This window comes from Nocardia sp. NPDC004151 (assembly GCF_042874235.1).
Classification (GTDB): Bacteria; Actinomycetota; Actinomycetes; order Mycobacteriales; family Mycobacteriaceae; genus Nocardia.
Genome location: NZ_JBIAMR010000002.1, coordinates 332,005 through 353,277 on the forward strand (window position 1 = coordinate 332,005; position 21,273 = coordinate 353,277).

Genomic DNA, 21,273 nt, shown 5'->3' on the forward strand with positions numbered 1-21,273 from the left:
AAACTCCGCACCCCCGAAACGCCTACGACTTGCCGGATTCGCCCTCGGTCTCGGTGCCGTCGGTGTGAGATTCGTCCGCTTCGACCGGTTCGTCGGTTTCCTCCGGCTCCTGGGCGAACGGGTCCGGGATGCGCCCGCCCGAGGCGTCCACGAGGTCGGCGAGCCGGTTGTAGCCGACTGCGGGCAAGGTCACATCGGTGTCGTCGGCCAGGTGCAGCCGCAGGTACCCGCGCTTGGGGATGACCAGCCCGCGTACGTCGGCCCAGTCGATGTGCCGGGAGCCGAACAGGGTGCGGGTGTCGATGCCGTTGTCCGAGACGGTGGTCCGGGTCCGCTCGATCCACACCACCAGCGCGGCCGGGATCGCGAACAGGATCCACAGCACCTTGGGCGCCCCGAAGAACGGGAAGGCCACGGAGAACAGCAGGATGAACACCCCGAGGTGAGCGAGCCGGGGGATGCGGATCACGCGACCCGCGTCCGATTCGGCACCGGGCGTGTGGGACGATCGAGCAGGTGGCACGGACTGATGCTGTGAGGACACACCCACATCCTCGCATCATGGTGAACGGACCCGAACAACCGCACTGTCTCACATAATGAGACCCCATAGGTCAGCTGTTTGACTGAACGACTAGCGCGCGCATACCGTCGAGCGCGTGAATCGAATCGAGTTGCTCGTAATCGGCCGGCGCGTCCAGCGCTGAGCCGACGACTGTAGGTCCATTACGTCAGCTCGCAGCTGCGACGCGCCACCCTCGAACAGCCCATGGCTGTCGGGGGCTTTTTTGTGTTCAGGCAAGTCCACGACTGGAACGACAAGCAGTAAGGAACCAAGACGGTGAGCGCACCTACCGCACGGCCCGGGCCCTCGGCCCGCAAGCCGGCGCCTTCGGCCACTCAGCCGACCGCGGCTCCGGCCGCGACCCCGAACCGCCGCCAGGTCCCGCCCGAGCGGGTCACCGGCGCGCAGTCGGTCGTCCGTTCGCTCGAGGAACTGGACGTCGACACGGTATTCGGTATTCCGGGCGGTGCGATTCTTCCCGTCTACGACCCGCTCTTCGATTCCACGAAGGTTCGCCACGTGCTGGTCCGCCACGAGCAGGGCGCGGGTCATGCCGCGACCGGCTACGCGCAGGCCACCGGCAAGGTGGGTGTGTGCATGGCCACGTCCGGTCCGGGCGCGACCAACCTGGTCACCCCGATCGCGGACGCGCAGATGGACTCGGTGCCGCTGGTCGCCATCACCGGCCAGGTCGGCCGTTCGCTGATCGGCACCGACGCCTTCCAGGAAGCCGACATCTCCGGCATCACCATGGCGTGCACCAAGCACAACTTCCTGGTCACCGACCCGATCGACATCCCGCGGATGATCGCCGAGGCGTTCCACATCGCCTCCACCGGCCGTCCCGGCGCGGTGCTGGTCGACATCCCGAAGGACGTGCTGCAGGCGCAGACCACGTTCTCGTGGCCGCCGGAGATGAAGCTGCCCGGCTACCGTCCGGTCACCAAGCCGCACGGCAAGCAGGTCCGCGAGGCCGCCCGCATGATCATGGAGTCCAAGGCTCCGGTGCTCTACGTCGGCGGTGGCGTGATCAAGGCCGACGCCTCGGCCGAGCTGCTGGAACTGGCCGAGCTGACCGGCATCCCGGTCGTCACCACCCTGATGGCGCGCGGCGCGTTCCCCGACACCCACACCCTCAACATGGGTATGCCGGGTATGCACGGCACCGTGGGAGCCGTTGCGGCGCTGCAGCGTTCGGACCTGCTGATCACCCTGGGCGCGCGTTTCGACGACCGCGTCACCGGCCAGCTGGACTCGTTCGCGGTTGGCGCCAAGGTGATCCACGCCGACATCGACCCCGCCGAGATCGGCAAGAACCGCCATGCCGACGTGCCGATCGTGGGTGACTGCCGCGAGGTCATCACCGAGCTGATCGAGACCCTGAAGGCCGACCCGGCCACCGGCGGCAAGACCCCGCTGCTGGACCTGACCGAGTGGTGGGGCTACCTGAGCGGTATCCGCGATGCCTACCCGCTGGGATGGAAGACCCCGTCGGACGGTTCGCTGTCGCCGGAGTTCGTGATCGAGAAGCTGGGTCAGCTGGCCGGTCCCGAGGCGATCTACTGCGCCGGCGTCGGCCAGCACCAGATGTGGGCCGCGCAGTTCATCAAGTACGAGAACCCGCGCACCTGGCTGAACTCGGGCGGTCTGGGCACCATGGGCTACGCGGTGCCCGCGGCCATGGGCGCCAAGATGGGCATGCCGGACTCCGAGGTCTGGGCCATCGACGGTGACGGCTGCTTCCAGATGACCAACCAGGAGCTGGCCACCTGTGCCGTCGAGGGCGTGCCGATCAAGGTCGCGCTGATCAACAACGGCAACCTGGGCATGGTCCGCCAGTGGCAGACCCTGTTCTATGAGCAGCGCTACTCCAACACCGACCTGGGCACCCACACCCTGCGGATCCCCGACTTCGTGAAGCTGGCGGAAGCGCTGGGCTGCCACGGTATTCGCGTGGAGAAGGAAGAGGACGTGGAGGCCGCGATCCGCGAGGCGCAGTCGATCAACGACCGTCCCGTGGTGATCGACTTCATCGTCGGCAAGGACGCGCAGGTGTGGCCGATGGTCGCCGCCGGCACGTCGAACGACGAGATCATGGCCGCGCGCGGCATCCGCCCGCTGTTCGACGACGACGAGCAGGCCTCCGAGCCGGCCGTCATCCACGAGGCCATGTCGCACGAGAAGGCTTCGCTGGCCGCCCACGAGCGCGCCTCCCAGAAGGGGACCGAGGAATGACCACCACCCACACCCTCTCCGTGCTGGTGGAGGACAAGCCCGGCGTGCTGGCCCGCGTGGCCTCGCTGTTCTCCCGGCGTGGCTTCAATATCCAGTCGCTCGCGGTCGGTGGCACCGAGATCCCGGAGATCTCGCGCATGACCATCGTGGTGACCGTGGAGGACCTGCCGCTCGAGCAGGTCACCAAGCAGCTCAACAAGCTGGTCAATGTCATCAAGATCGTGGAGCAGGACACCGATTCCTCGGTCGCCCGTGAACTGATCCTGGTGAAGGTGCGCGCCGACGCGAGTGTGCGCACCCAGGTGATCGAGGCCGTGAACCTGTTCCGCGCCAAGGTGATCGACGTGTCGCCCGACGCGCTGACCATCGAGGCCACCGGCACCCGCTCCAAGCTGGACGCGCTGCTGCGCATGATGGAGCCGTACGGCATCCGTGAGATCGTGCAGTCCGGTGTTGTCGCCGTGGGCCGCGGACCCAAGTCCATCACCGCGACCCGATAAAGCCCGCGATAACCGCTGGCCCGATACTTCTCACTAACCAAACAATCTGAAGGGAACCACTGTGGCAGTCGAGATGTTCTACGACGACGATGCCGATCTGTCGATCATCCAGGGCAAGAAGGTCGCCGTGATCGGCTACGGCAGCCAGGGCCACGCCCACTCGCTGAGCCTGCGCGACTCCGGCGTCGACGTGCGCATCGGCCTCAAGGAGGGCTCGAAGTCCCGTGCCAAGGCCGAAGAGGCCGGCCTGACCGTCGGCACCCCCGCCGAGGTCTCCGAGTGGGCCGACGTGATCATGGTCCTCGCGCCCGACACCGCGCAGGCCTCCATCTTCACCAACGACATCGAGCCGCACCTGAAGGACGGCGACGCGCTGTTCTTCGGCCACGGCCTGAACATCCACTTCGGTCTGATCAAGGCTCCGGCCAACGTCACCGTCGGCATGGTCGCCCCCAAGGGCCCCGGCCACCTGGTGCGTCGCCAGTTCGCCGACGGCAAGGGCGTTCCGGCCCTGATCGCCATCGACCAGGACCCGACCGGCACCGGTCAGGCGCTGGCCCTGTCCTACGCCAAGGGCATCGGCGGCACCCGAGCGGGCGTCATCAAGACCACCTTCAAGGAAGAGACCGAGACCGACCTCTTCGGTGAGCAGGCCGTGCTCTGCGGTGGCACCGAGGAACTGGTCAAGACCGGTTTCGAGGTCATGGTCGAGGCCGGTTACGCGCCGGAGATGGCCTACTTCGAGGTCCTGCACGAGCTCAAGCTGATCGTCGACCTGATGTACGAGGGCGGCATCGCCCGCATGAACTACTCGGTCTCCGACACCGCCGAGTTCGGTGGCTACCTGTCGGGCCCGCGCGTCATCGACGCCGGCACCAAGGAGCGCATGAAGGCGATCCTGACCGACATCCAGGACGGCACCTTCGTCAAGCGCCTGGTCGCCAATGTCGAGGGCGGCAACAAGGAGCTCGAGGGTCTGCGCAAGGCCAACGCCGAGCACCCGATCGAGGTCACCGGCGCGCAGCTGCGCAGCCTGATGAGCTGGGTCGACCGCCCGATCACCGAAACCGCGTAAGGTTTCGCGGCCTCGACGACCCGCCGGACTCTGGTGTCCGGCGGGTCGTTTCGTGTCGAGAGTCGACGGCACACGTCGGATTACCATGGGCGATGTCCCGTCCTCGACCTGAACCGACGTGTGAGAGGTGCCGGTGACCGTATCGCCCGCAGACGACAACATCCGGTACCTGACGGCCGAGGAGTTTCTCGCCGCCGAACCGGACGGGTTCAGTGAGACCGCCGGGGACATCGAGATCGTGGATGGCCGGCTGATCCGGCTCATGTCACAGAGCGAGGCGCACAGCAGGATCGTGCGGCGTCTGGCCGCCGCGATCGAAGACGCGCGCGACCCTTCGGGCCCGTGTCTGCGGGTGGCTTCCGATGTCGCTGTACGACTTCCGGATGCCGAGGACACTCGCGCCGACCGCCGTCTCAATATCCGCTACCCCGATATCTTCGTGCGCGATTGTGAGCCCTACGACGTCAACACGGTTCGCGATCACATCCACCTGGCGGCCGAGGTGATCTCGGGGGATACCGTCGACACCGATACCGGCGTCAAACGGGTGTTGTACGCGCTTGCTGGAATTCCCGTCTACCTGATCATTCATCTCGACAAGACGTGGGAAGCAATCGATCGCATCGAGGAGTACCGCCTCGACTGGTCGGGTAAGCGCTACGTTCCTCATCGTGTCCACCACGCAGGCCTGATCCTCGACCGTCCCGTCACGCTGGCCGTGACATTCGAAGCGCTCCAGACGTCGTGACCCCTGAATTGGTGCGAGGAAAGCGGCGATGGCCCGCCAGGATCGCTCCTGGCGGGCCATCGCTGTTCGCGCGTGAAGGAGGAACGCGCGGGTCTTTGTCCCGGGGCTTACCAGCTGCCACTGTGTGGCAGCATGTGCCGCCACCAGCAGTCGTTGTCGTTGCGGTGAGGGCGATTCCAGTCGTCGCGATCCCGATCGCGCCACCAGGCGTCCCGATCCCGGTCGCGGTCGTGACCGCGGTCCCGGTCCCACCAGGGGTTGTTCTGCTGATGCGGCCAGACGACGTCGGCGGGCGCGTTGTCGACGGGCACCTCGGCACTCGCCGGAATCGTCACCGCCGCAAGCGGAATCACAGCGATGGCACCGGCAACGGCCACGCGAGCCGCCGTCCGGCGTAGAAATGTCTGCTTCATGGTTTGCAACTGTGCCCCAGTAACCTCCATCCGGGGAATGGATTTCCTGTGAATTCAGGGCCGAATGGTCCTCATGAATGACATTCACCCCGAGACACCCTGAAACTCGTTGCACGGCAACGGCCCCGCAGGAATTCTCCCGCAGGGCCGTTCGCAATTCGACTGTGGCAGTGGATCAGTAGTGCGTGCCGCCGTCGATCCGGATCTCGGTGCCGGTGATGAACGCGCCGTCATCCGACGCCAGCATGGCGACGACGCCGGCCACGGTGTCGGGCGAAGCGAAGCCCTGACCGATGCCGGGGGCCAGCTTCATGAACAGGCTCAGGTCGGCGTCCGCGGGCAGACCCGGGCCCTTGCCGCTGGTCATATCGCTCGAAATCGACCCCGGCGCAACAGCGACCACACGCAGGCCCTGCTTGGAGTACTCGGCGGCCAGCGCGTGGGTCATGGACATGATGCCGCCCTTGGACGCGGCGTACGCGGACATGTACGGGTGCGCGAAGAACGCGGACGTGGAGGTGAAGTTGACGATCACACCCTTGTCCGACGCCAGCAGCTGCGGCAGCGACTCCTTGATCATCAAGAAGGTGCCCGTCAGATTGATGGCGATAATCTTGTTGAAATCCTCGACCGGCTGCTCATGCGTATGCGCCGACCGCAGAATCCCCGCCGCATTGATCAGCGCGTCGATCCCGCCGAGCGCCTCGGTAGCCGCAGCCACCCCAGCCTTCACCGACGCCTCATCGGAGATATCCACGGTCAGGGTCGTAAGCCGATCCCCATTCCCGTTCTCCGCAGCCTGCTTGGCAGTCTCCGCAAGCCCCGCCTCATTGACGTCGGCCCCCACAACCTGCCCACCCTCGGCCAGGATCCGGTGCACGGTAGCGCGCCCAATCCCCGACCCGGCCCCGGTGATCACTACTCGACGCCCGTCAAAACGCTCCATTGCGACTCTCCTTAGCTATGTTCCAGCCTCTATGAGACACGTTACGCCCATGTGGCACGTCATGCCAGACTGGCATCCCGTCGACTAGGATTGGTTCAACCAGCCCGCCCAAAGGAGGTGAAAATGTCCGCCCACCCCATGGTCCGCCCCACCCTCGCCGAACGCCGCAAACAAGAAACCCGCATGGACATAGCCCGAACCGCAGCGCGCTTGTTCGCGGAACACGGCACCTCCGAGGTAACGGCCGAACAGATCGCCTCCGAATCCGGCGTGGCATTGCGCACCTTCTACCGCTACGCCCGCACCAAGGAAGAAGCGGTAGAACCTCTCCTGGCCACCGGCGCCCAACGCTGGCTCGAGCTGGTAGCCGCCGGCCCCCACCGCCTCCCCACCCTCCCCGAACTCGAAGCGGCCATCCAAACCTCCCTCACCTTCGACGGCGCCCTCGAAGACCTCGAAATCACCCGAGGCCTCATCCATGCCATGGACGACGACCCCGCCCTCCGCACCGTCTGGCACCGCATCAACCTGGAAGGTGAACGCGACCTGCTCCGCGTCCTCACCGATTTGGCCGGCCCAACAGCAGATCCCTTGCGGCTCCGCCTCCTCGCGGCAGCTTCGGCGGGCGCGATCCGAATCGCGGTGGAGCAGTGGGCATCCGACCGCGCGCCCGCCACCGGAGCGGGATCCCCAGCAGACCTGGCGGTTCGGTCCCTGCGCGCTCTCGCCGGCGGAATCGGTCACTGAATCTGCCGTCCTTCTGACAATTCGTAACGCCCACCGGTTCCGAGCGAATTCCTCGCTAGAGTTCTCGTTCTTGTCGGCGTTCTCGAGCAGGGGTGACCATGGTGGAAGAGTGGATGTTCGACGTCCCCACAACGGGGACCAAGCATCTTCCGCCGGATTCGCGCTACATGGAGGCTCTGAGTAGCCAGGGCTACGGCTTCGAGGCCGCGATCGCCGACCTCGTCGACAACTCGATCGATGCCGGCGCCAAGGATGTCGTCATCCATTTCCTGCGGTCGGGAGACCGTTTGGTGAGCCTGCTCGTCATCGACGACGGCTGCGGAATGACCGAGGACGAGCTCGATGTCGCGATGACCGTAGGCGGTCGCCGGAACTATGGCAGCAAAGCGCTGGGCATGTTCGGCACCGGTCTGAAGTCCGCCTCCTTGAGCCACGCCGCGGCCGTCACGGTGGTCAGTCGTACCCGGACCTCGCGGCCGGTCGGGCGTCGGTGGGCAATGGAGCACGCGCTCAACGGATTCCAGTGCGACATCGTCGAGCCGATGTACGCGCAGTCCCTGATCGACCGCTACGCCGACCGGCCGATCACGTGGCAGGGCACGGTGATCCGATGGGATGGCGTCAAGAACTTCCCGCAGAACGGATCGGGTGGCCAGACCGACCGCTACCTGCAGCGCACGATCAACAAGCTCGGCATGCACCTGGGACTCCAGCTGCACCGCTTCCTGGAGCGCGACGACTTCAACATTACCGTGGCGGTCGAGGACATCGACACGGGCACTGTCTACATGGACTTCGGTGTCCTGCCGCTCAATCCGTTCGGCTATCCCGTTTCGGGGCGCCCCGGCTACCCGCGCACCTTCACCGAGAAGGCGGGGGAGGGGTCGTCGGTGCAGTTCACCGCGCACATCTGGCCTCCGAAGTCCTCCCTCGACGAGTACCGAGCCATCGGCTCGCTGATGAACCGCCAGGGCTTCTTCTTCTACCGCCATGATCGTCTCGTTCAGGCGGGCGGCTGGAACAACTTCCGACAGCCGGAGCAGCACTTGTCCCCGGCGCGAGTCGCGATCGACATCCCGGACGGTCTCGACAGCCTCATCCGCTTGACGGTCAAAAAGGACGGCGTCGACGTCGCGCCTCAGCTCTTGTCTGAACTCGAGAGCGCCGTCGACGAGCAGGGCATGCCGTTCACCCAGTTCGTCGCGGACGCGGAGGCGACCTATCGGGAATCACGGAAACGATCCGGCGCGACTCGGAAACCGGTCATTCCGCCTGGGCGAGGGGTAGATCCGACGGTTCGTGAGGTCATCGAGGACGAGCTGCCGATTCTCCCGGGCGAGGAGCCGATCGACTTCCGCTGGGCCGCACTCGAGGGTGATGTCTTCTTCGACCTGGATCGCGAAGGCCGAACGATATACCTGAACAAGCGCTTTCGAAACGCGCTGCTCGGCGGTCGCCGCGGCGGGATGAACGATGCGCCGATGATCAAGTCATTGTTGTTCCTCTTGATGCACAACGTGTTCGAGAAGGAGTACAGCGGCAGCCGGGAGAAGGACAACCTGCAGCTCTGGCAGTCGATCCTGTTCACGGCCGCGACCGCCGAGGAGAAACGGATGAGCAACGATGGATGACGGCCTATCCCTGGTGCTGTCCTGGTCGGACGTCGACTACTACTTAAGTAGAGGCGAGGCTGCGAGCATCGTTCTGTCGTCGCCGGGCTCAAGCCCGCTGATCGTCTACGAGATCAACGGCGACGGCGTGGTCCTGTTCGTCGAGCTGGTCAATCGCGCCGCCCTGCCGCGGTCTCCGTTGCCGGCGGTCGTCGTCGATCGGGTCTCCCATCACGGCACGACGATGGCCCGGATCCGCACTACGCGACCTGAACTCATGCGGGACTTCCACGACCTGATCGCCGCGATCGCCGATCGGCTGCTGCGGGACCACCACACTTTGTCGACTGCGTTCGGCGAGACCATTCAATCCTGGTCGGCGTTGCTCGATCGTGGTCGTCTGGCGAATCGGCAACGCAGCATCGGGCTGCTCGGTGAGCTCACCGTGTTGCGCTCGTTGGTGGACACCCATGGCTGGGACGAGGCTCTGCGCGCCTGGGGCGGTCCTTTCGACGAGGAGCACGATTTCGTTCTCGGCGCCGTGGGTATCGAGGTCAAGACGACTGCCGCCGAGGCGCGTCGGCACACGATCAACGGGCTGGATCAGTTGACACCCGCAGTCGGACAGTCATTGTGGGTGGTGTCGGTTCAGCTGACCCGCGGGGGACCGGGCGGGCGGACATTGGGGGAGGCGGTCGAGGCGCTCACACAGTCGGCGAGCACTGAGAACGCCTCGGCGCAGTCGCGTTTCGAGCAGGCGCTCGCGGCCTCGAAGGTCGACCGTGAGAGTGGGGACGAGGATCGGTGGATCCTGCGGAACGAGCCCTTGATCGTCGCTGCTGCCGACGTGCCGCGGATCTCCGTGGAGCACCTCGATTCCGATGCTCGTGCCCGAATCTCAGCGGTGCGGTACGACATCGACTTCGCCGGACTGCCGCCTGCCGCCGACCCGCCCGTCGATCCCGTATCGCTGCGCCTGCCCTGAGCCTCTAGGAACGAATCATCGTGAACCCGGACACCGCACGTCTGAAGCTGCACCGAGATGTGCTCGACGCCATCGGCACTCGCCCCCGACCGCTGGAACGGGCCCTCACCTACCACGCCGAAGACCTGCCCGAGCTGCAGCCGTTCGCGTCCGAGGCGGACTTCCACGCGGCGCTGCTGTCCTCGACCGCCACCGATCAGCTCGTGGAACTGTGGCGAAAGCAGCTGACCCACTGGGACTTCAAGTCTGTCGTCGAGTGGTCGCAGGAGGAGCCGCGTACCGCGCTCCGCCGCAGCGAGGTTTACCGTCTGCTCAGGATCCGGCCGGAGACCAGTGCGCTGCTGGATTCGTTCGTCCCGGTGTACGACGCCGCCGGGCCCGTGGTGATCAGCGACAAGTTCACGCCCTGGTACACCCCGCCACGGGAGGTCGGCCGATCCTTCTACTGGCCGGCGTATCGAAAGTTGTTGGAGAACAAGGGCTGGCCAGCACACGCGGTGGACGGCCTCGATGACGCCACCGACCGCGTGGTCGAGCGCCTCGCCGACCCCGCGGCAGATGCCGCGTACCAGGCCAAGGGCTTGGTGGTCGGCTACGTGCAGTCGGGCAAGACGGCGAACTTTACCGGTGTGATCGCCAAAGCAGTCGATGCCGGGTACCGGCTGATCATCGTGCTTGGCGGCACCCTGAACATGCTCCGCGCCCAGACCCAGCGCCGCCTCGACATGGAACTCATCGGCCGGGAGAACATTCTGCGCGGCGCGAACGAATACGAATCCGACTACGCCGACGACCCGGACTGGAGCAAGGGCAACTTCGTCTCGTTCGGCGCGATGCCCTCCCTGCTGGGAGCATTCGACATCGTCCGCATGACCACCCGCGACGACGACTACAAGAGTCTGCTCCAAGGCATCATGGCGCTCGAGTTCGAGAAGCGCGAACCGAGCTTGCCGCTGCACGACCAGCGCAACCTGCACCACTCGAACGCGCGTCTGATGGTGGTGAAGAAGAACAAGACGGTGCTCGGCAAGCTGGTCAAGGATCTGAACCGGATCAAGACCGACCTGCGGGAGATCCCGGTGCTCATTATCGACGACGAATCGGATGAGGCGTCGCTGAACACGACCAACATGGTCAAACCCAACGCGGAGCGCACGGCGATCAACCTGAAGATCTCCGAGCTGCTGCACCTGCTGCCCCGCGCCCAGTACGTCGGCTACACCGCCACCCCGTTCGCGAATGTTTTCGTCGACCCGTCCGACGCCGAGGATATCTTCCCCAAGGATTTCCTCATCTCCCTGCCCAGGCCGCAAGGCTATATGGGCGTCAGCGACTTTCACGACATCGACTCCGAGATCCCGCTCGATGAACGCGATTTCGCGAACTCGAACGAGAAGGCGCATGTCCGTGCCATCACGACCGCCGACGGGGATGACGACACCGACGAATTGCAGCGCGCGCTCGACATGTTCGTCCTGACCGCCGCGGTGAAGATCTACCGTGAGGACAACGACCCGAAAGCCCCCACCTACAAGCATCACACGATGCTGATCAACGAATCCCGCCTGACCGAGGACCACCGCGAACTCTCGGGCCGAATCACCCAGATGTGGTGGAACTCAGGCTATACCGGCCCCGCCGGCCACAACCGACTGCGCCGGATCTTCGACACTGACGTCGCCCCCGTTTCCGCGGCCCGCGCCGAAGGCTACGCCGACCCCGCCTCCTACGACGATCTGCAACGGTACGTCGGCGCGGCCTTCCAACGCATCGGCGGCGACGACCGCCCCATCATGGTGATCAACAGCGACAAGGAATTGGAAACCGGCGCAGCGGACTTCGACAAGCGCCCCATCTGGAAGATCCTCATCGGAGGCCAGAAGCTCTCCCGCGGCTTCACCGTCGAGGGCCTGACGGTCTCCTATTTCCGCCGCGCCACCAACAACGCCTCCACCATGATGCAAATGGGCCGCTGGTTTGGCTTCCGCCGAGGCTACCGCGACCTTGTCCGCCTCTACATCAGCCGCCAGCAGGCATTGGGGGGCAAGGAGGTTGACCTGTACCAGGCGTTCGAGGCGATCTGCCTGGACGAGGAGAAGTTCCGCGAGGAACTCCGGCAGTACTCGGTCCTGATCGACGGCGAACCCCAGGTGACCCCGGCACAGGTTCCGCCGCTGGTCTCACAGCATCTGCCGTGGCTGAGGCCGACCAGCGCGAACAAGATGTACAACGCCCAGTTGGTCGAAATCCGCTCGCCTGGTATGTGGCGCGAGCCCTTCGGATACCCGAGCCGCTCGGCTTCAGCTGATTTGCGACATAACACCGGCTTGTGGTCGCCGGTGTTCGACCGACTATCCACCGAGACAACCGATTACGCCTACAACTTCGCGGAGAAGGACGTCGTCCATCGCGTCACCGCCTTGACCGGCAGCCTCGCTCCCGACGAGTTCCTCTCCATCGTCCGTGGGATGCGTTGGCTCGTCCCAGGCATCTTCGATCCCCATATCGAATACCTGACTGAGATCACCCGAGGCTCCGCTGTCGACGAGTGGGTCGTCCTGGTCCCCCAAACAATGCGAGGCGCCACCAAGGAAATCATCCTCGGCGACGCCGGTCGACGCTTCACCCGCTGGGAACGAGCCCGCCGACGAGACCCCCTCTTCGGCGCGATCAGTACCAGCCGGCACCGCAGCATTGCGATGAGAATCGCCGGCGGCCTCCCTGATTCCGGTGACCCCAATACGGAAGCCCTGGCAGGTCCACATCGCGGCGCCCTCATGCTCTATCCGGTCGTCGAGCCGACTTTCAGCTCGGAGATCACTCCGGACGGCCACATCGACCCCGGTAAGGTCGTGATCGGCTTCGGCTTCGTCGCGCCCGCCGCCGCTCGTGCGGCTGACGACCGAGTCATCCGGTTCCGGACCATCGACTCGTCGAATGCGGTCATTGTCGACGTCCCTCATGCCATGGATTGATCCATGTCATCACGATCGATTAGTCATGGCGAGAGTTGACGACTCGCAGGCAGGGGTGTCGTGGTCGGTCTCGAGCCATCCCGCGCGGCGTCAGGCTGATCGGAATTCGTACCAGTGCATTGAAAGCCAGTTTCGCTGCTTGGGAGACGGTGTGATGCCGAACTGGCGTTCGTGAAGGTCGGCATATAGTGGGTAGGAACGTATTTCGGGTGCGACATCAATGATGTCGGAATCGTCGACCGCAATGAGTCCACGGTCGAAGAGGCTATGGAGGTCGCGGCGGAGCAGAATCCCACCATGTGGATCATGCCGGCCAACCTCGGCATAGCTGTAGAGGTGGCACGCCTCCAGCGCCGGTGCCGGCAGAGGACCTGAGAACGCGCAGCTCGCTCCATATCGCCGCAGAAGTTCCGCGCGGAAGCCTGCTTGCCCCAGCCGAACACGGACCGGCCGGATATCGTGACCGCCTCGGACCTGTGCGGCGGTTCTGTCGACCATCAGCAACGGATCGCCGCTCGCCGCGACCCGCACAGCTGTCGCGAACTCATTCCAGCGAAGTTCGCGAATACTGTTCTGGGACTTGGGACGGATGCACAAGTTACGGAGTTCGGCGGCTTGTAATGTGCCAGCGAGGTCCACCCACCCCTGGCTGTGATTCGAGCGGTACGTCGTGACCTCGGCGTCCTGCAGTTCAGGTTCATTGAAAAGGGCCTTGCAGTCGTAGCAGCGGAACGTCGGTTTCATCGTCGTTCGTCGTTCGATGTTGGTTCGGCGGCAGTCGCGGCACCGCGCGATTGGACGCCTTCCGATCCCCTTGTCGATTGACTCGATCACCGAGGCCCCGAGTAGCTCTTCCTCATCCCATACCGCGATGACGTCGCCAGGGCGGACCTGCCGGAAATTGGGGACGCGGGAGTCCCAACTGTAGTGCGACGATGCCACATCACTGTAGAGAACGCCACTGCTCAGGCGACGATAATCCGATTTGACAAGGACGAGCCATGCCCGTGTTTCAGAGGCGGTGTCGAGCATCTAACGCGTTCTCCTGGAGCATATTTGGATCGTCCGCCGGATCTCCGGCCCTATGCCAGAGGTTCAGTATGCCGCGCGTCAGCGTCCACTGCGAATAGGTGATGCGTCAGATTCAGGCAGTCATATTGAAGCCGCTGCTCCGCGGCATGCCGCGGAGCAGAAGGTCTTTGTTCGGCAGCATCAGCGATGCCGCCTGCTTGCGGCGATCCGTGTGCGGTCCGGGACGATATGGCCGGCCGCGACGAGCATGTCGTAGGCGGTTGCCTTGCGGCGGAATTCGCGCTCCACTCGTGGTGCCGTTGCCGTGTGCGATTGGCCTCGGTCAGCGACATCGGCGTCTCCGGAACCTCGTGCGTCCAGCCGGCTGGCCACACGTCGGGATCCGGTTTCTGCCCGAGTCTTTCGCGTTCGAGACGTTCCTGAATAGCCGCGACCGCCAGTCCCGCGTCCGGGACCGGCCGCCAGCACGTCAGGCCGATGACGGTCGCGCTCGTCAGGGCCAGGAAGGAACCGACGATGATGAAGGTCGTTATGGCCGACATCGCTGTCGCTGCTTTCTTTCGAGATGGAGAACGGCTGGCGTGAGCTACGCCCCGCACGACGGGGCGGTGGTCGACCTTTCCCAGTTGTTGCGATCTCTGCCCATTTGCCGATGGACGCGATCGTCGCAGCACTACAGCTGGTAGCACCCTAATCTCAACGCTGATGTACTGATCAGCTAGCGGCCTGGAATTCGGCGAAGCGTACGGCCAAACGGTCAGCGCCAGGTTTCTCCCTGTCCTTCGCGGGTACGAAGAGTCGGCGGCCGTGCATCTCTTGTATGCCATGACGTAGCATCGGCCCGTCGATCTCATCCAGCAAAGCTTGGTTGATGCGGACCTCGAAGTCGGGCGTAATTCCGAGAAAGTTCTCGTCGTACGCCGCATGGTGGATCTTGCACAGACTTAGTCCGTTATCGACAGTCGGACTGCCGTTCGGTTCGCCGTCGGCGATGATGTGGGCGGCGTCGAGGAGCTTGGCGTGCTTGAGATGACATACGGCACAGCGGCATTCGTAGGCGCGTAGGACACGGCCGCGGAACTCTGGTTGGTGTAGACGCTGTTTGGTGACCCGCTCGGCGTACTGGCGTTCCAGAGGCTGGAGTTTCAGGGGATCGCTGACCATGCGGAGGTCTTCGTTCAAGGCGATGAGAAACTGGCGGTTCGGTTGGTCGTCTGCGACGACGTAGACGCGTGGTACCGGGACGAAGACGCCGTCGGCGATCTTGCGCAGTAGGAGGAGCGGCAGTTTGTGGGTGAGGGCGGCGCGGAGCTTCTTATTGTCGCCCTCGACGCTGCCTTCGCGGTAGGCGTAGGCGAACAGGGAGTCGTGTAGTTCCTCGTCCGCGTACTTGCCTTTGGGGTCGGACAGGATCGACAGGGTTGCCAGCATGTCCTTGGGGTTGCGGATGCCGCGGTTGCGGTCGATGAGACGGTGGGTCTGGCCGTTGAGCGTGAAGTCCCACAGTTGTTCGCGGGTAACGACTCCGGTGTCTCCGACCAGTTCCTCCAGATGTAGGAAGATCTCCTCGCGGAGGATGGCCTCGGCATCCCTTTCCATGGTGGCAGTCTGCCATGGACCTAGGGCCAAGACTTGATCTTCAACGCATGCGTTTCAACGCTGTGTTCGTGGCGCTGTCGGCCATGCAGGCCAAGGCCTCGCGCCCGTGCTCCAGGATGGCGGCGAGGGTTGTTATGTCGAGGCAGAGTTCGAACTCTCGATGCGTGTCGCCGAGGATGAGGGTGACTCGGTGGTCTTGGGGGTTGGGGACGAAGCGGACTGGGCAGTCGGCGGTGGTGATGACCCAGGCGCCGATGGTCAGTTGGTCGAACATGGTGGGCTCCTTGGGGGTAGTGGCGGTTATGTTGAAAGTGCATCAGTAGCCGCGGGGAGTGGTTAACCTGTTCTGGGTAAATCAGTGGGTTGTGCTCGAATGCCCAGGGCTGCGGTCGGTTTGGGGGTTCGGTTCACCCAGTTCGGGTGCTCGCCGATGAGGGGATTGGTCATGTCGGAGACTGGCTCGACCCTGCCCAGGAGGCAGTTGGGGCGGTATCTGAGGGAGGCGCGGAGCGCGTTAGGGATGTCGCAGGATCGGGTGGCGAGGGCTGCGGACGTGAGTACCTCGGTGTTGCAGCGGCTGGAAAGCGGGATACCCACGCGCCTGAAAGTTCGTGATCTGCAGGCGATTTGCGAGGTTCTGGAGATGGCAGGGGATGCGGCCGAAGCGATGGTCGGATTGCTGCAACAAGCTGGGGAGAAGAGTTGGTGGCACGAGTACGACAGCGTGATACCGGCGAACTTCGACGTGTATGTCGGACTCGAAACTGCGGCGCGAAGGCTGACCATGTATCAGCCGGCGCTGGTTCCGGGGTTGTTGCAGACTCCCGAGTACGCCCGCGCCCTCATTCGCGCTGTCAAGCCAGAGGAGACGCCACAGGACCATCAGCGGCGAGTCGACTTGCGGATGAGGCGACAGGCCAAGGTGTTTCGGAAGTATCAACCGCTTGTGCTCGATGTTGTGCTGCACGAGGCCGCGTTGAGATGCAAAGTCGGTGGGGAAGCGGTGCTGGCGGCTCAGTTGCGGCGGCTTGCGGAGGTCGGGAAGGCGCCGACCATTTCTGTTCGTGTGCTTCCATTCGATGCAGGTGCACCACTCGGAGATCCGGTGGGGCAGTTCGCGATTCTGGAATTTGATGACGATGTTCGTGGGGAGCGGGTATGGCCGCCGGTGGTGTATCTCGAGAGCTTCATCGGGTGTATGTACCTCGAGAAGGAGGGGGATGTGCGGCGGTACTATCGGGTTCTCGACAGCCTCCAGCGGGCTGCGTTGGACGAGATGGTCAGTCGGGGCCTGCTGCGGCAGGTAGCGAAGGAGTTTCAGGGTGACTGACGACCTATCCGCGGCGGAGTGGTTCAAGAGCAGCTACAGCGGGGACAAGGCGGACTGTGTCGAGGTTGCATTCCTTGCGGACACCCGTGTCGGAGTGCGTGATTCGAAGGACGTTCTCGGTCCTGCTCTCGTGTTCGCGCCCGGGGAATGGGATGTCCTCATGGTTGGCGTAGCTCGCGGGAGGTTTGATCGCGGGTAGGTTGGCCCGCAGTATCCGCGGTCTCGGCGCGTATGGGCCTATTCGTGCACAGATCGATACGAGATGGCAGAGATTGCCACTTGAGTGCTGGATTGTGCACGAATAGGCCCATTCAGTGCCCGCGGTAGCGTCTCCGTCGGCGTTTGATGACCGTTGCGGCCTCGTCGGCACACCTGTCGAGGGACCTGTAGACGTCGGATGCGGCGTAACGGAGGACGAGCCAGCCGGCGAGGATCAGGTCGTTTTGGCGGCGGCGGTCCTGGCGGAAGACTGCGGGGGCGCTGTGGAATTCGCGGCCGTCGATTTCGATGATGGTGTAGGAGCGTTCGTCTACCAAGTCGCAGATGTATTGGCCGACTGGGTGGTTCGACAGCAGGGTGAGGCCTCGTTGCTTCAACGCTCGAGTGAAGAGGCGTTCGGGGTCTGAGGCTGCTCGGGTTGCTGCTTCGCGGAGGTGGCGGCTGAAGGTGGTTCGGCCTGGGACGTTGGAGTGGGACAGGCGGAGCGCATCGGTTGGGCTTACCGTGCGGCCGAGGTGTTCGTCGATCATGGCTTCCGCGGCAGGGCGGGGGAGGACTGTAAGGCAGTCGAGCAGAGTGAGGGCAGGGTGGGTGATAGGGAGGTCTTGGGTTTCGGTAGCCCAACCGTCGGGGAGGTTGCGGCGGTAGAGGTGGAGCCAGGGCGGGGTTTTGCGGTACAGGTGCTTCGGGGCGGTTGCCTCGAAGAGGGTGGGGTCGGTGGGGGACATGCCTTGCAACCAGGCCGCGGTGCGGTGGCTCAGCAGGGCTTGGGGTAGCCAGGCGGCGATAGCGCGGCAGCGGGTGATGGAGTCCGGAGTATCTGTGCTGTACACGCCTGGGAGCAGGCGGGTGTAGGTGCCGCGGCGGCACCTGTTGTCGATGGTGGTTTTGGGAATGCCGTTAGCTGACAGCTCCGCCCGGGTCACGATCACGTTCTGAGGGTGACAGGGGTCCATGGCAGCGGTTGGGCGTCCAGCTCGGGATTCTCGCAGGGGTGTGGACAATGCCGGGATGTGGATAATCTCTGCAGATACGCTGGCAGAGGCCATGTTCTGGGCCTGATTCCTGGGTTAGCGTGGGTTATGGCTGCTGATCAACCACCCGTCATCCCGGATGTTCGTCGGAGCTTCGTCGAGGCGCGGGGAGTGAAGTTCCATGTGAGCGAAGCGGGGGAGGGGCGGCCGGTGCTGGCGTTGCATGGGTGGCCGCAGCATCACTATGTCTATCGGGATCTGCTGGGGAATCCTCCGGAGGGGTTGCGGGTCATTGCGCCGGATCTGCCGGGGTATGGGTGGTCGGGGGCGGCGCCGCATCGGTGGGCGAAGGATGACGTTGCGTCGGATGTGTTCGCGTTGATGGATGTGATGGGGCTTGGCAAGGATGTGCTGTTGGTGGGGCATGACTGGGGTGGGTATGTGGGGTATCGGATGGTGCTTCGGGAGGCGGGCCGGTTTCGGGGGTTTCTGGTGATGAATATGGCGCATCCTTGGGCGCCGAAGGGGGATGTGGCTCGGCAGTTTTGGCGGTTGATGGCGTATCAGCCGTTGATGGCGACGGTGGGGGTGCCGTTGCATCGGCGGACTCGATTCTTGGAGTGGTTGTTCGGGGCTGGGACGTCACAGGGGATGGATCGGGAGACTGTTCGGATCTTTGCGGAGCGGTTCAGGGATCCGGTGGTGGCTCGAACGGCCAGGGATACGTATCGGACGTTCCTGTTGAAGGAGATTCCGGCTTCGGCGCGGACGCCGGAGAGGCGGCGGGCGACTGTGCCGGTGCGTGCGTTGTTCGGGAAGGGCGATGCGGCGGTGCATTACTCGCTGGCCGCGGCGGATACGGCTCAGGCGGATGACTACACGCTGGAGCTGGTGGAGGGGTGCGGGCACTTCATCGTGGATGAGCGGCCGGAGTTGGTTCGGGAGCGGCTGGTGGAGCTGGATCGGGCTACTCGGTGAGGTTTCAGCGCCGCAAACTCTTCGGCGGGGCTCGCTGACGCATCGGGTGACTCGGGGGCGAGAGAATTGGGTTTGACCTGGGGTTGTCGGCGTGTGCGGCGGGCCCGGTGGAGCCGTCCCGGCTAGTGTGGCGGGCGCGATTCTGGACGGATGGCTAGAAATTGGTCAAGTGACCGACTAGTCTGCGGGAAACCTGGAATGGAACAGGTTCACTCTTGGCGTGGGCGGCTCGCGGTCGCTGTGGCGCGGTGACGGATAGTGAGGGTTCGGATGAGTCTGTCCCGGCGGGCTGTGTTGGCTGGCGCTGCTGTTGGTGGCGTGGGGGTCAGTGTGGCGTTCGGTGCGAATATTGTTGGGGCGCAGCCCATCAAGCATCGGGAAGCTGGGGCGGGTTATCTGGTTGGCGTGGGGATCGCTGATATCACCGGGGCGCCGGCGGGTCAGGGGATGATGGGGTACTCCGAGGCTGATCAGATCACTACGGGGCTGCTGTCGCGGTGTTATGCGCGCGCCTATGTCGTTGTGGATCAGGCGACGGGGGATCGGGTGGTGTTCGTCAATACGGACAATGCCTGTTTGTTCCAGTCGGTGCATCTGGTGGTGATGCAGCAGTTGCAGCAGCGGTTCGGGGGGCTTTATACCGAGCGGAACGTCAACCTCAACGCCACGCACAATCACAACTCCTGTGGTGGTACGGCGCGGGAGTACGCGTATTCGCTGGCGGCGATGGGGTTTCAGCAGAACTCGCATGATGCCGAGGTGAACGGGATCGTCAAGGCGATCGTCAACGCGCACGAGAACCTGGCGCCGGGGGCGATCACGCTCGGGCGCGGGGAGTTGCACGATGCGAGCGTGAACCGGTCGCGGGGGGCGTTCGAGGACAATCCGGCGGAGGACAAGGCGGCTTTCCCGGACGCCATCGACCCGCAGCTCACGGTGTTGCGATTCCGGCAGGGTGGCAAGGATGTCGGGGCGATCACCTGGTTCGCCACCCACGGCACCTCGATGACCGACCGGAACACGCTGATCTCCCAGGACAACAAGGGCTACGCCAGCTACCGCTGGGAGCACGACGAGATGGGGGTGCGGCATCTGGACGGGCCGCCCTCGTTCGTGGCGGCGTTCCCGCAGACCAATGCCGGCGATATGACGCCGAACCTGTGGATCAAGAAGATGCATCCGTCGGGGCCCACCGAGGACAATCGCACCAACTGCGCGATGATCGGCGAGCGCCAGTATCAGGCGGGACGCAAGGCTTTCGACGCCGCGGCGCCGATGAGCAGCACCGGTGTGGACTCGGTGCTGCATTACGTGGACCTGTCGGACGCCGCGATCGACGGCGCGTACACCCCGGACGGCAAGCCCGCTCGCACCGCGCCCGCCATGATGGGCGCCGCCGCGATGGCGACCAGTACCGAGGACAACTGGAACTCGCAGCTGTCGTTCCTGCAAGAAGGTGACGCCAACCCGATGGTGGCGGCGCTCGGCGGGTTGAACTCGCCGATCGAGGACTGGATGCGGGATGTGCAGTCGCCCAAGCTGATCCTCGCGCCGCTCGGCGTGCTGCCGCCGCGGCCGTGGGTTCCGCAGGTGGTGCCGCTGCAGTTGATGCGGATCGGCGATCTGGTGCTCGCGTCGGGGCCCGCGGAGTACACCGTCGTGTCGGGGCTGCGGATTCGGCGGCTGGTGGCGCGGGCGCTCAACGTGCCGCTGGAGAACGTGCTGCTGCAGGGCTACGCCAACGGGTACTGCGGGTACGTGACCACGCCGGAGGAGTACGCCAGCCAGCAGTACGAGGGCGGCGAGACGCTGTTCGGGCGGTGGACGCTGTCGGCGCACATGCAGGAATTCGATCGGCTGGCAAAGGCTTTGGCGGCGCGCGTCGACCTCGGGCGCGGGCCCGCACCGCTGGACTGGGCCTTCGGGTTGCAGCCCAACCTGCTCGCCCCGGTCCCGGCTGACACCCCGCACGCCGGTCGCGCCTACGGCGACGTGCTGACCCAGCCGCAGACGAACTACGCGGCGGGGCAGACGGTTTCGGTGGAATTCGTCGGCGCGCACCCGAACAACAACTTCCGGCTCGACGGCACCTACTTCGAGATCCAGCAGGGGACCGGCGACGACTGGCGGCGCGTCTACGACGACAACGACTGGTGTACCGAGCTGCACTGGTCGCGTCCGGCCGGACAGGATGCCGCCTCGACCATCGCCATCCAGTGGACGGTGCCCGACAGCGCCCCCGCGGGCCGCTACCGCATCCAGTACACCGGCGACAGCCGCGACGGCGCCGGCGCCAACCATGAATTCACTGGCACGTCAGCGGAATTCGTGATCGGCTGAGC

At 64.7% G+C, this 21,273-nt stretch carries 19 protein-coding genes; 12 read left to right on the top strand and 7 right to left on the bottom strand.

Going from position 1 to position 21,273, the window contains the following annotated elements:
- Positions 1 to 22: 22 nt before the first annotated feature.
- A complete protein-coding gene (locus ACFYTS_RS05185) occupies positions 23 to 523 on the bottom strand; it encodes a PH domain-containing protein (RefSeq protein ID WP_387301471.1) in 501 nt (166 codons plus the stop codon).
- A 318-nt stretch (positions 524 to 841) separates the two neighbouring features.
- On the opposite strand from ACFYTS_RS05185, the gene ACFYTS_RS05190 reads away from it, so the two are divergent.
- The 4 genes from ACFYTS_RS05190 (at position 842) to ACFYTS_RS05205 (ending at position 5,123) form a co-directional block, all read left to right on the top strand.
- Positions 842 to 2,800: an acetolactate synthase large subunit gene (locus tag ACFYTS_RS05190; RefSeq protein ID WP_357279268.1), complete on the top strand. Its 1,959-nt coding sequence runs from the start codon at positions 842 to 844 to the stop codon at positions 2,798 to 2,800.
- A complete protein-coding gene (ilvN, locus tag ACFYTS_RS05195; protein WP_040860049.1) occupies positions 2,797 to 3,300 on the top strand; it encodes an acetolactate synthase small subunit in 504 nt (167 codons plus the stop codon). Before ACFYTS_RS05190 ends, ilvN begins: the two co-directional genes overlap by 4 nt.
- 73 nt (positions 3,301 to 3,373) lie before the next feature.
- Positions 3,374 to 4,375, top strand: coding sequence for a ketol-acid reductoisomerase (gene ilvC / locus ACFYTS_RS05200; protein WP_213561376.1), 1,002 nt, complete (start codon positions 3,374 to 3,376; stop codon positions 4,373 to 4,375).
- Between the two features lie 133 nt (positions 4,376 to 4,508).
- Positions 4,509 to 5,123 carry a Uma2 family endonuclease gene (locus ACFYTS_RS05205; RefSeq protein WP_387301474.1) on the top strand — a complete coding sequence of 205 codons (615 nt, stop codon included), beginning with the start codon at positions 4,509 to 4,511 and terminating at the stop codon, positions 5,121 to 5,123.
- A gap of 107 nt (positions 5,124 to 5,230) precedes the next feature.
- Here ACFYTS_RS05205 and ACFYTS_RS05210 read toward each other — a convergent pair whose 3' ends face one another.
- Entirely contained in the window at positions 5,231 to 5,536 is a 306-nt protein-coding gene (locus ACFYTS_RS05210; RefSeq protein ID WP_387301477.1) for a hypothetical protein, read from the bottom strand.
- 175 nt (positions 5,537 to 5,711) lie between these two features.
- The gene (locus ACFYTS_RS05215; RefSeq protein WP_213557158.1) at positions 5,712 to 6,482 is read right to left on the bottom strand and encodes an SDR family NAD(P)-dependent oxidoreductase; all 771 of its coding nucleotides are present in this window, start codon (positions 6,480 to 6,482) and stop codon (positions 5,712 to 5,714) included.
- Between the two features lie 123 nt (positions 6,483 to 6,605).
- On the opposite strand from ACFYTS_RS05215, the gene ACFYTS_RS05220 reads away from it, so the two are divergent.
- The 4 genes from ACFYTS_RS05220 (at position 6,606) to ACFYTS_RS05235 (ending at position 12,799) form a co-directional block, all read left to right on the top strand.
- Complete coding sequence (locus ACFYTS_RS05220; RefSeq protein ID WP_387301480.1) at positions 6,606 to 7,229, top strand: TetR/AcrR family transcriptional regulator; 624 nt, start codon at positions 6,606 to 6,608, stop codon at positions 7,227 to 7,229.
- A gap of 98 nt (positions 7,230 to 7,327) precedes the next feature.
- Positions 7,328 to 8,860: an ATP-binding protein gene (locus tag ACFYTS_RS05225; RefSeq protein WP_387301482.1), complete on the top strand. Its 1,533-nt coding sequence runs from the start codon at positions 7,328 to 7,330 to the stop codon at positions 8,858 to 8,860.
- On the top strand, positions 8,853 to 9,824 hold the full coding sequence (locus ACFYTS_RS05230) for a PD-(D/E)XK motif protein (RefSeq protein WP_387301484.1): 972 nt from the start codon (positions 8,853 to 8,855) through the stop codon (positions 9,822 to 9,824). Before ACFYTS_RS05225 ends, ACFYTS_RS05230 begins: the two co-directional genes overlap by 8 nt.
- Positions 9,825 to 10,183: 359 nt before the next feature.
- Positions 10,184 to 12,799, top strand: a complete 2,616-nt coding sequence (locus tag ACFYTS_RS05235; RefSeq protein ID WP_387301486.1) for a Z1 domain-containing protein — start codon at positions 10,184 to 10,186, stop codon at positions 12,797 to 12,799.
- A gap of 90 nt (positions 12,800 to 12,889) precedes the next feature.
- Here ACFYTS_RS05235 and ACFYTS_RS05240 read toward each other — a convergent pair whose 3' ends face one another.
- The 3 genes from ACFYTS_RS05240 to ACFYTS_RS05250 all read right to left on the bottom strand — a co-directional run bounded on the left by ACFYTS_RS05240 (position 12,890) and on the right by ACFYTS_RS05250 (position 15,704).
- Positions 12,890 to 13,831 carry an HNH endonuclease gene (locus ACFYTS_RS05240; protein WP_387301488.1) on the bottom strand — a complete coding sequence of 314 codons (942 nt, stop codon included), beginning with the start codon at positions 13,829 to 13,831 and terminating at the stop codon, positions 12,890 to 12,892.
- Positions 13,832 to 14,545: 714 nt separating this feature from the next.
- The gene (locus ACFYTS_RS05245; protein WP_387301490.1) at positions 14,546 to 15,430 is read right to left on the bottom strand and encodes an HNH endonuclease; all 885 of its coding nucleotides are present in this window, start codon (positions 15,428 to 15,430) and stop codon (positions 14,546 to 14,548) included.
- A 40-nt stretch (positions 15,431 to 15,470) separates the two neighbouring features.
- Positions 15,471 to 15,704 carry a hypothetical protein gene (locus tag ACFYTS_RS05250; protein WP_387301492.1) on the bottom strand — a complete coding sequence of 78 codons (234 nt, stop codon included), beginning with the start codon at positions 15,702 to 15,704 and terminating at the stop codon, positions 15,471 to 15,473.
- 171 nt (positions 15,705 to 15,875) lie between these two features.
- Between ACFYTS_RS05250 and ACFYTS_RS05255 the strand changes: the two genes are divergently transcribed.
- Both ACFYTS_RS05255 and ACFYTS_RS05260 read left to right on the top strand, forming a co-directional pair.
- Positions 15,876 to 16,760, top strand: coding sequence for a helix-turn-helix domain-containing protein (locus tag ACFYTS_RS05255; RefSeq protein WP_387301494.1), 885 nt, complete (start codon positions 15,876 to 15,878; stop codon positions 16,758 to 16,760).
- Positions 16,753 to 16,959 (top strand): DUF397 domain-containing protein, encoded by a 207-nt coding sequence (locus tag ACFYTS_RS05260; RefSeq protein WP_387301496.1) that lies wholly within the window; start codon positions 16,753 to 16,755, stop codon positions 16,957 to 16,959. The genes ACFYTS_RS05255 and ACFYTS_RS05260 overlap by 8 nt, the downstream gene beginning before the upstream one ends.
- A gap of 112 nt (positions 16,960 to 17,071) precedes the next feature.
- Here ACFYTS_RS05260 and ACFYTS_RS05265 read toward each other — a convergent pair whose 3' ends face one another.
- Complete coding sequence (locus tag ACFYTS_RS05265; RefSeq protein WP_387301497.1) at positions 17,072 to 17,911, bottom strand: DUF559 domain-containing protein; 840 nt, start codon at positions 17,909 to 17,911, stop codon at positions 17,072 to 17,074.
- Positions 17,912 to 18,061: 150 nt separating this feature from the next.
- Between ACFYTS_RS05265 and ACFYTS_RS05270 the strand changes: the two genes are divergently transcribed.
- Together ACFYTS_RS05270 and ACFYTS_RS05275 are read left to right on the top strand one after the other, a co-directional pair.
- Positions 18,062 to 18,931, top strand: a complete 870-nt coding sequence (locus ACFYTS_RS05270) for an alpha/beta fold hydrolase (protein ID WP_387301499.1) — start codon at positions 18,062 to 18,064, stop codon at positions 18,929 to 18,931.
- Positions 18,932 to 19,201: 270 nt separating this feature from the next.
- Positions 19,202 to 21,271 (top strand): neutral/alkaline ceramidase, encoded by a 2,070-nt coding sequence (locus ACFYTS_RS05275; RefSeq protein ID WP_387301501.1) that lies wholly within the window; start codon positions 19,202 to 19,204, stop codon positions 21,269 to 21,271.
- Positions 21,272 to 21,273: the final 2 nt, after the last annotated feature.

What these genes read in the sequence shown, in the direction of transcription:
- ACFYTS_RS05240 (WP_387301488.1), bottom strand. Translation starts at nt 13,831, where the DNA reads ATGCTCGACACCGCCTCTGAAACACGGGCATGGCTCGTCCTTGTCAAA.
- ilvN (WP_040860049.1), top strand. Translation starts at nt 2,797, where the DNA reads ATGACCACCACCCACACCCTCTCCGTGCTGGTGGAGGACAAGCCCGGC.
- ACFYTS_RS05275 (WP_387301501.1), top strand. Translation starts at nt 19,202, where the DNA reads ATGAGTCTGTCCCGGCGGGCTGTGTTGGCTGGCGCTGCTGTTGGTGGC.
- ACFYTS_RS05225 (WP_387301482.1), top strand. Translation starts at nt 7,328, where the DNA reads ATGGTGGAAGAGTGGATGTTCGACGTCCCCACAACGGGGACCAAGCAT.
- ACFYTS_RS05255 (WP_387301494.1), top strand. Translation starts at nt 15,876, where the DNA reads ATGTCGGAGACTGGCTCGACCCTGCCCAGGAGGCAGTTGGGGCGGTAT.
- ACFYTS_RS05270 (WP_387301499.1), top strand. Translation starts at nt 18,062, where the DNA reads ATGGCTGCTGATCAACCACCCGTCATCCCGGATGTTCGTCGGAGCTTC.
- ACFYTS_RS05210 (WP_387301477.1), bottom strand. Translation starts at nt 5,536, where the DNA reads ATGAAGCAGACATTTCTACGCCGGACGGCGGCTCGCGTGGCCGTTGCC.
- ilvC (WP_213561376.1), top strand. Translation starts at nt 3,374, where the DNA reads ATGTTCTACGACGACGATGCCGATCTGTCGATCATCCAGGGCAAGAAG.
- ACFYTS_RS05215 (WP_213557158.1), bottom strand. Translation starts at nt 6,482, where the DNA reads ATGGAGCGTTTTGACGGGCGTCGAGTAGTGATCACCGGGGCCGGGTCG.
- ACFYTS_RS05245 (WP_387301490.1), bottom strand. Translation starts at nt 15,430, where the DNA reads ATGGAAAGGGATGCCGAGGCCATCCTCCGCGAGGAGATCTTCCTACAT.
- ACFYTS_RS05230 (WP_387301484.1), top strand. Translation starts at nt 8,853, where the DNA reads ATGGATGACGGCCTATCCCTGGTGCTGTCCTGGTCGGACGTCGACTAC.
- ACFYTS_RS05220 (WP_387301480.1), top strand. Translation starts at nt 6,606, where the DNA reads ATGTCCGCCCACCCCATGGTCCGCCCCACCCTCGCCGAACGCCGCAAA.
- ACFYTS_RS05250 (WP_387301492.1), bottom strand. Translation starts at nt 15,704, where the DNA reads ATGTTCGACCAACTGACCATCGGCGCCTGGGTCATCACCACCGCCGAC.